The organism is Niastella soli (assembly GCF_017742245.1).
Classification (GTDB): Bacteria; Bacteroidota; Bacteroidia; order Chitinophagales; family Chitinophagaceae; genus Niastella; species Niastella soli.
Genome location: NZ_JAGHKO010000001.1, coordinates 453,607 through 462,992 on the forward strand (window position 1 = coordinate 453,607; position 9,386 = coordinate 462,992).

The following is a 9,386-nucleotide window of genomic DNA, read 5'->3' on the forward strand; positions in this document are numbered from 1 at the left end:
GCAAAAGTAAGACTTTTTGTCCCGCCTCCTATTGTGTGGTGGCAACCACCCGTTTATTCCCTTTATTGTCAACGATCTCTGCACTTACAATGGTACTGTCCAGCATAAGATACCGGCCAGATTGTGAAAGTAAGGACGAGCCATAATTTAATTCCCGGACCTGTGTTTTGCCATTCCGGTATTTTACTACAGCCTTCACCTCCAATGCCCCAACCGGCTCACAACGCACCGGCTTTTTCAAACTGTATATTTTTAACGGTCCCCGGTTTTGAGCAGCCGCCAACAGATAATTTCCGGCAGCATTTTTAAATTGCACCAGCGACTTACCATTTCCAGGAATAAAAATGCCGCATTGCAACAAACTAAGCGGGGTAAAGCCACCTTTGCCATCACCCTGTAACAACACGCCATTGCAGCCGTCGTAGCGGCCAACCGATACTTCAGTACCATAATCATTTCCGTTGATCAGTACATCCAGGTTGCCATCGCCATTGAAGTCCTGCACCAGCATACCATTTAAACAAGAATACTGGGCAGACACCGGTAAAGGTTGTAATTCAAAGCTGCCATTACCCAGGTTCTTAACCAGACAATGCGCAAAGAGATCGGCCTTTACCACCAATGCGGTCTTCCTTTCTTCGGGGGTAAGCATCTGATCAAATGAGGCCGCTGCATATTTTTTATAGTTCGGATACTTTGCTTTGAAACCAACAACCTGTTTCACTACATCGTCCCGCATTTCGGCAATAAACTCCTGGCGTTGCGGATTTTCGGCACTGGCAGGCAGGTATAAAGTAGGTATGGCATCAAAAACCCCGTTGTTATCAAAATCCTTGGCGTACATGTGAACGGGATTACTGGTATTGCCCCGGTAAAATGAATTAAGCCCCAAATTACCGGCTATGTAATCTATATCGCCATCATTATCAAAATCGCCAGGCACCAGGCTTGTCCACCAACCGGTTTTATTCTGCAGGCCGGTTTGCGGGGTGACGTTGTTAAATGAACCCTGGGTATTCTTTATAAACGTAAGCGGCATCCACTCCCCTGCCAGTGCCAGGTCAGGCCAGCCATCATTATTAAAATCTGTCCATACGGCATCGCAGACCAGCCCTATGTTGTCCAAACAAGATGCAACGGTGTGGGTAACATCAACAAACCTGGGTTCTCCGGGTCGTGATTCATTGCGGTATAAAAAGCTGGACACCGGTTTGGGATAACTGCCCGGTTCTACCCTGCCCGCAATAAACAGGTCCAGATCGCCGTCTTTATCAAAATCGGCTACACGTACACATGATTTGCTGGTATAGTTCTTTGGGATTGCTGTGGTGGTAAAAACAAATTGCCCATGGCCATCATTGATGAATAATTTATCGGCATAGGCGGTATCGTTTGGCGCATGTTCATAGCCACCACCGGCAATAAATAGGTCAAGGTCTTTATCACCATCTGCATCGAAAAGGGCTATGCCCATATCTTCGCCCGGCTTAGTTTGTTCTGTAACATTTGGCTGCAATTGTTTTGAGGCGAATTGCCCGCCGGATGATTGCAGCAGCAGCGTGGCGCTATAACCAGAGGAGCCTCCGCATACCAGGTCATCGAGCCCATTGCCATCCAGGTCGCCAACTGCCAGGGCAGGGCCATACTCCGACAACTTATGCGGTAATAATTTCTGGATATTAAAATCAATAAAATCGTTCTCGGTTTGGGTATACTGTATCCCCGTGGCGGCAGTAATATCAGTGAACAGGGTATTGTTGGCAAGCACTGGTTGTTGCCAGGTGTAGGGGATGGTAGCCTTTGCCTGATCAACAGCCACTACCTGATCGGCCTTTACATTTTGCAGCACCTGCATATGGCCATTGGGCCATTTGATGCACAGGGAATCAACCTGGTTGAATGCGCCTAACCCAAAATGCGCATCGTTTTGTACAGATGACAAATACCCACGCACCGGCGATTGCTCATACACCTGTTGATGGCCTTTGTAGTACACTTCTAAAAAAGTTCCCAAGCCATTTTTGTTGTAAGCATCTCCCTGTAAATGAACACGCAAATAATGGGCGCTGTCGGGTTTGTTATCGCGAAGTGTATTCTTATATACCATCGCCTCATCATTGATATTGTTCACTACAAAATCAAGATCGCCGTCATTGTCCAGATCGGCCCAGGCAGCACCATTCGAAAAGGAAGGAGTAGTTAACCCCCAATCGGTTGTTGTGTTGGTAAACGTAAGGTTGCCATTATTGCGAAAGGCGTAGTTATTGATTTTCACCTGGGGAATCTGATCGAGTATATACTTTTTACCGGCCAACCTGCTCGACTGACTGCGAAAGGCGGTAAAATCATGATCGGTTACATCTTTGGGGTAGCCATTTGTAACCACAATATCGCGCCAGCCATCGTTATCGAAGTCCTGCACCAATGGTGTCCAGCTCCAATCAGTTTCGGCAATACCAGCCATAAAACCGATCTCTGCAAATACGGGTTCTCCAATGGTATCCTTTTGCAATACGCGTGGTCCCATATTCAGTTGTAGGGTATTGCGTATATATTGATATTGATAGTGATAATAATCGGAGTTTTGGTATAACGTATAACTGTTAGCTGGCAGCATCATCTTCTTACGAAAATTATCTTCAGGATTCATATCCAGTTCCACTACATCGGCCAGGCCGTCGTTATTGATGTCTATTACATCCTGGCCCATGCCGTAAAAAGAGGTATGCTTGAAATAGGTGCTTGCTTTATCGGTAAATGTGCCATTGTGGTTATTAATGTACAACAGATCGTTGGGAAGAAAATCGTTGGTCACAAAAATATCTTTCCAGCCGTCTTTATTAAAATCGGCAATGGATACCGCATGCCCATACCCTTCTATGGTTACGCCTGCTTCTTTTGATACATTGGTAAATACCGGATGTTTTACCTGTTCTTTGTAATCGTTACGATACAAACGCCCGGTGCTGAAATGGGAACCATCGGTAATTTTTGGCCTGAACACCGATGGGTTGTCCTTTTCCCTGATCTCATTAACTGCCAGATACATATCAAGATCACCATCATTGTCATAGTCAAAGAAAGCAGCCTGAGTACTAAAGGTGGTATCATTCAATCCATAATCGGCCGCTAGCTCTTTGAATTGTGGAAAACCGCTTTTATCAACACCCTGGTTAATATATAACAGGTTTTGCCGGCGACCAGCATCTTTTAACATAGATGCACATACATACAGATCGACAAGGCCATCGTTATTGATATCAACTACACTAACGCCACGACACCAACGTCCTTCTCCTGCCACGCCCGCCTGTTGCGTTACATCCTGAAAAGTAAGGTCACCTTTGTTCAGATACATTTTGTTGGGAACCAGACTCCCGGTGAAATACACATCCTGTAATCCGTCGTTGTTGAAATCGCCAATGCCTACACCTCCGCCGTTATAAATATTGGTCATATCCAACGGATTAATGCTGTCGTTCTCAACAATGGTGTTATTGAAGTGGATGCCGGAATGGGATGAAGTTACTGCTTGAAAAAGGGGGTTCTTTTGTTTACAGGCCGGACCAAGTATTATGGCGAGGAAGATTATTTTACAATACTTCATGAGTACAATCGCTTTTATATTAAACAGAATCGTGCCACGGATCCTTTGTAAGGACGTGGCACGATTACTTAAGTTACAGCATTTTCACATTCTAAAATAACCAGAATCAGAATCAGTATTAGTATCCGATATTCTGTTTCAGGTTTATTTTCCCAGTCGAATTTGCAATATCGATCTGTGTTTGAGGTATCGGGAAATATTCATTCTTTTTAGCAGTAAAAGTAGCCGACGTGTTAATGGCATAGATCGTAGGCCGTTGTTTTTCCATTGCGGCAAACGCATTTAACTCAGGCGCCATAACAGTTCCGGTATTATTATCCCAGCGGGCCAGGTCAAAGAACCGTTGTCCTTCCATAGCCAATTCCAGCTTTCTTTCAAACCGTATTGCCTTCAACGCATAGGCTTTGTCGCTAAATGCGCCAGTGGGATATAACCCTATCTTATAATTATCAGCGGGCGTAGTTTGGGTTTTGTATTTACCAGTAGAAGCATCATAATCGTTACTCGCATATACCCAGCCGGTTTTATCTGCAGCGCGTGTACGAACAAAATTCACATAGGCTCTTGCTTTTTCGGCACTCCCCACCTCCATTTCACATTCCGCAGCCCACAACAATACATCAGCAAAACGAATGAGGTTTACGTTGTTGGCATCCATTTGTGTAGGTCCCCAGAAGCTGGTTTCAGTAGAAGACAAGACATTTTGCTGAGATTTGGCATATACGTTTTTCCTTGGACTGAAATAGCCATTGGTCCCTGGGTCACGGATCCAGGTATTCGCGGGTGTTGGACCCCAGTCTAAAAAAGAAATACCCGGACGGCCCATTGTCAGGTCAATCCGTGGGTCCAACGTACCGGTATACGGTGTGGCGGGATCGCTTACGTTTGGAGCCGCATTATAAGTATCAAACAAAGGCAATCCGTTGGCATCTGTTTTATAGGAATTGGCCAGACTGATAGACGGATTATTAAATCCGCAACATCCGCCGGGGCCTGCACTGTTAGGAAAGTTCAACACATCACCATAATTACCATTGGTACCAGATCCATCATTTACTGAAGCCTGATAGGCAAAAATTGATTCGGCGCTGTTATCTGTTGCCGCATTGAAGTTGTCTTGAAAATTCACCAGTTTGTAAGTCAACCCGCCAGCTGTTTTACCATTTCCAGAGCCCCCATAGGCAGCCGGAATTAATTTATCGAATTGCGCTTTGGCCTGTGCAAATTTTTGTTGATACAGCAGCACTTTGCCCAGGTACGCAATAGCGGCAGATTTGTTCGCTCTTCCTATCTGAGGTTGTTCATCGGGCAAATTGTCGATCGCAAACTGAAAATCAGCTTCTATTTTAGGCCAGATGTCAACAAACTTACCCGACTCATCGATGTTAGGCACATTTGTATTTTTATTGGCTACAGATATGCTTTCATCAACATAGGGAACGTTATTCCACATTTTCTTGGCTTCAAAATGAAAATGAGCTCTTAAAAAACGGGCTTCTGCGGTCATGGATTTACGGCCGGTATCAGATACTGATGGCGCTTTTGCCAGAAACCGTATCACATCGTTGGCACGTTGCGCCCCATCATAAACAGCCTGCCATTTCTGGTTAAAATAAGGATTATTGGCATTGTACGCCCAGGTTTCAATAGGCACAATATCACCCTGGTCAGAAGGGGTTGATCCTTTATAGGAATCACCGCCCGCCACACTGCCAAACGCCCAGTTCGAAGCAGCAGAGCCCCAACTGTTACCGGCTGCACCTCCCTGTCCGCTTACCATGTGATAAGCGCCAACCAGCAATCCACCGATACCCGCTTCATTGAGCAGTTGATCTTCGTTAAAAGCCCCCAATGGCTTTTTGTCCAAAAAACTTTTACTACAGGCAATTAGCAGCATTACTGCTCCAAGGGTCGTTCCTGCTAAAGCCCATTTATGTTTTACACGAATATTTTTCATAATAGCATTCATTACAGATTAGAAAGAAAGATTTACACCTACCAGCCAATTTTTCTGATTGGCAGGATAGTTACCGAAGTCAATACCGAAGTTGGAATTGTCCTTCAGGTCTGAACCGGTTAACTCAGGATCGAGGCCAGTGTATTTTGTAATAGTGAACAAGTTGGCAGCCTGAATATATACTCTCAACCGGTCTATTCCGACCTTTCTTGTTTTAGCCGATGGCAAAGAATAACCAAGTACCATTGACTTACACCGCAGGAATGAACCATTTTCCCGATAATAGGAATTATACTGGGTGGTATTGCTGAAGTTGGCGGTGCGTTCCAGCTTCGGTACTTTGGCACCTGTATTCGTTGGTGTCCATGAATTATACACGGCATCTTTGCTTACTGCACCATCAAATACCTGAGGGAAATCAGTCCAGTAACGAACGTAGTTAACAACATCATTTCCTACTGAAGTATAAAGGAAAGTAGAGAAATCGAAGTTCTTATAACTTGCTTCCAGGTTTAAACCAGCAGTAAACTTAGGATTAGGATTACCAAAGAACACGCGGTCGCTGTCACTGATCTTACCATCTCCGTTTGCATCACGGTATTTGAACCGGCCGGGAGCCGCAGCTTCCTGCTTGGGGGATTTGTTTACTTCATCATCGCTTTGGAACAACCCTACTACTTCATAGCCATAAAACGCGCCGAGCGCTTGTCCTGGCTGTAACCGCGAAAAAGCACCAAATCTGTTTGAGCCGGTACTTACCCTGTCTAAATATTTTGTACCCTCTGGTAAACTCTTTACCTTATTATTATAAGAAGTGAAGGTTGCAGTAACTCCATAGTTCAGATCACCTGCCTTGCCATTATAATTAACTGACATGTCAATACCAGTGTTCTGAATATTACCATTATTTGCAAAAGCCTGCTGCGCGCCACCCGCTTGTCCAACAGCAGCTGGAATAAATAACAAACCGCTGATCGCCTTTTTATACCATTCAATAGAAAAGTTAAGGCGGTTATTCAGCACTGTTGCATCCATCCCGATATTGGTTATAATATCTTCTTCCCAGGTAGTTTCTACGTTACCCAGCTGATTGTTATAAATACCCGCAACTGAACCGGTATTGGTACCGTTCAGATCATAATAAGAATTGGCCGCTAACTGAGTGTACAGGTTATAAGCATTGGTTGGTCTGATATTGCTGATGGAACCCAGTTTACCCCAGCCTCCACGCAGCTTCAGGTCATTCAACCAGCTTACCGTACTCATAAAGGATTCGCGGGATACACGCCAGCCTGCAGTAACAGAGGGAAACCAACCCCAGCGTTTGTCTTCTGCAAATACAGAAGAACCATCATGACGCAACGTACCGCTTAATAAATACTTATCGGCGAAATTATAATCAACCCGGCCAAATTGTGAATACAAGGAGCTTTGTATAGGCGTTGGGGGGTTGTTGAGGTCAATAGTGACGCCATTATTTACATTTAAATTACCATTGATCTGACCACCGGGTGCACCAAACAAAAGGGTCCACAACGCAGGATCAACAGTCAGGCTATTGGCATTGGTGATGGGGTAATTGGTTCTTGTACCATATATTCCCCGCATATAATTACTAATAGCTTCCGTACCGATCAATGCTTTAAAAGTATGATCGCCGATGATATTATTATAGGTTAACGTATTTGTCCATGTCCAGCTGTTATTGAACATGTAATTCTCTGTAAACGCATTGGGGTTCTTGTTGTTCTCAGCATTTTCATACTGTGTATAATCAAACTGCGTCCAGTAATTATTATCTATAAACCCGCCAAAGCTGGTGCGTGCCGTAAAATGCTTTAGGAAATCCACTTCCGCAAAAGCATTTCCACTAACCTGGTAGTCATTGGCCTTGTTATTGTGAATACGTTTCAAATTAGCCACCGGGTTTTCTGCATTCCCTAAACCCTGTGAACCGGTACCGGCAAAGTTGCCTTTGATATCATATATTGGGATGATGGGGCTTTCACGATAGCTGAATGAAATGGCATTTCCTTCATTTTGGTTACCATCAGGGAATCCGGGGTTCTGCTTGTAAAAGAAATAAGCATTTTCCCCGATCCGGATCTTATTATTCAAATTAAAGGTGGTATTGATCCTGGCCGAATACCGTTTTAAATAAGTTTCAATAAGGGTACCTTCCTGATTAAAATAGCCCAGGGATAAATAAAAAGTCGACCGGTCGCTTCCTGATGATACTGCCACGTTATGGCTTTGGATCATTGCAGGTTTGAATATTTCATGAAACCAGTCTGTTCCCTGTTTATTGGCTTTTGTGATCTGATTATCGTATAGCGCGTAGGTAGAAGGATTGGTTTTGGGATCACCTTCTTTAGCCGCTGTTGGTGTAATATAATCCGGTATTACAGGAGTTGTACCTGTACCAAATTGTTTGTTGCCGGGTGTGAGACCGCTGTTGATATAACTCTGTTGAATGGCATTGGCGGTTTCCTGGGTGTTGGCAATGTTAAAACCATCTTTCAGGGGCCGCTGTGTTCCTACATAACCGTCATAAGTTATTCTGGGCTTACCAGACTTTCCTCTTTTAGTAGTTATAATTACTACCCCGTTAGAACCACGAACGCCATAAATAGCCGCGGCACCCGCATCTTTCAATACCTGAATAGATTCAATGTCATTCACATTCAGGTCGTGCATAGTACCCTGCGTACCATCGATGATGATCAAAGGATCGGTGGAACCAACAGAAGTAATACCACGAATACGGATGTTACTGTTACCACCTGGTGCACCTGACGTAACAATGGTTACACCTGACGCTTGTCCCTGTAAGGCTTTTTCAGGAGTACCAGTGGGGATCTGCCGCATGTTATCCACTTCAACGACAGCCACCGCACCGGTGATGTCTTTTTTCCGTTGAGCGGTATAACCGGTGATAACCACTTCATTCAAACTGGAAGTGGTTGTTTTGAGCGAAACATTCAGCGAGAGGTTACTTCCTACAGACATTTCAATTGGCTCGTAGCCAACTGAAGAGATTGTTAAGACAGAAGAATTACCTGGAACTGGAATAGAGAAGTGACCTTCTACATTGGTTTGAGTCGCAACATTCGACCCTTTCACCGACACCGTGGCACCGGTAATGGGTTGGTTGTTGGAGTCCGTTACTTTCCCTGTAACGGTTTTTTGCTGAGCAAGAATCGTTGTGGCCGGTACTAGCAATAGTATGGCTAGCCACAACCTAACAGTTAGCTTTGAGGGCATAATGATGTTTTTTGAAATGTTTGGTTGTGAAAATGCTGTAAACTAAAATTAGCGATTAATCAGGTTCTCCGAAATAAAAATTCCTGTTTTTGACACCCCGTTAGTAGCACTTATTATCCTGTATTTTTTTATATGTTTTAGTGATTGATTATTACCCCACCCATAAATAACTAACGTAACGTATATCAATAACTAGTCTAATAATTAATAGGAAGAACCACAATTAAATATATCTGGTTTAGAGAGTTAGATGAAGGATTTTGCTGCACCAGGCAAAAAAATGGTTAGTTTCTGTTAAATATGTATTGTGCTATAATGTTTTGCAATTGGAAGGGATGAAACGGCAGACGGCAAACGGCAAACGGGAGACGGCAAACGGCAAACGGGAGACGGCAAACGGCAAACGGGAGACGGCAAACGGCAGACGGGTCACAACTATTGAAACTAATAACTACCTTGCGCTGCTAAAATTATTCTGCCTTCTGCCTTCTGCCTTCTGCCTTCTGCCTTCTGCCTTCTGCCTTCTGCCTTCTGCCTTCTGCCTTCTGCCTTCTGCCT

At 44.2% G+C, this 9,386-nt stretch carries 4 protein-coding genes; 1 reads left to right on the plus strand and 3 read right to left on the minus strand.

The window, feature by feature from the left end; translation table 11 throughout:
* Window positions 1–28: 28 nt before the first annotated feature.
* The 3 genes from J7I42_RS01685 to J7I42_RS01695 form a co-directional block, all read right to left on the minus strand.
* Window positions 29–3,607, minus strand: coding sequence for a VCBS repeat-containing protein (locus tag J7I42_RS01685; RefSeq protein WP_209137035.1), 3,579 nt, complete (start codon window positions 3,605–3,607; stop codon window positions 29–31).
* A gap of 118 nt (window positions 3,608–3,725) precedes the next feature.
* Window positions 3,726–5,564 carry a RagB/SusD family nutrient uptake outer membrane protein gene (locus tag J7I42_RS01690; protein ID WP_209137036.1) on the minus strand — a complete coding sequence of 613 codons (1,839 nt, stop codon included), beginning with the start codon at window positions 5,562–5,564 and terminating at the stop codon, window positions 3,726–3,728.
* A gap of 18 nt (window positions 5,565–5,582) precedes the next feature.
* The gene (locus J7I42_RS01695; RefSeq protein ID WP_209137037.1) at window positions 5,583–8,828 is read right to left on the minus strand and encodes a SusC/RagA family TonB-linked outer membrane protein; all 3,246 of its coding nucleotides are present in this window, start codon (window positions 8,826–8,828) and stop codon (window positions 5,583–5,585) included.
* A 260-nt stretch (window positions 8,829–9,088) separates the two neighbouring features.
* On the opposite strand from J7I42_RS01695, the gene J7I42_RS01700 reads away from it, so the two are divergent.
* Window positions 9,089–9,386: hypothetical protein (locus J7I42_RS01700; RefSeq protein ID WP_209137038.1), on the plus strand; the 298-nt coding region annotated here is incomplete at its 3' end.

What these genes read in the sequence shown, in the direction of transcription:
- J7I42_RS01695 (WP_209137037.1), bottom strand. Translation starts at nt 8,828, where the DNA reads ATGCCCTCAAAGCTAACTGTTAGGTTGTGGCTAGCCATACTATTGCTA.
- J7I42_RS01690 (WP_209137036.1), bottom strand. Translation starts at nt 5,564, where the DNA reads ATGAAAAATATTCGTGTAAAACATAAATGGGCTTTAGCAGGAACGACC.
- J7I42_RS01685 (WP_209137035.1), bottom strand. Translation starts at nt 3,607, where the DNA reads ATGAAGTATTGTAAAATAATCTTCCTCGCCATAATACTTGGTCCGGCC.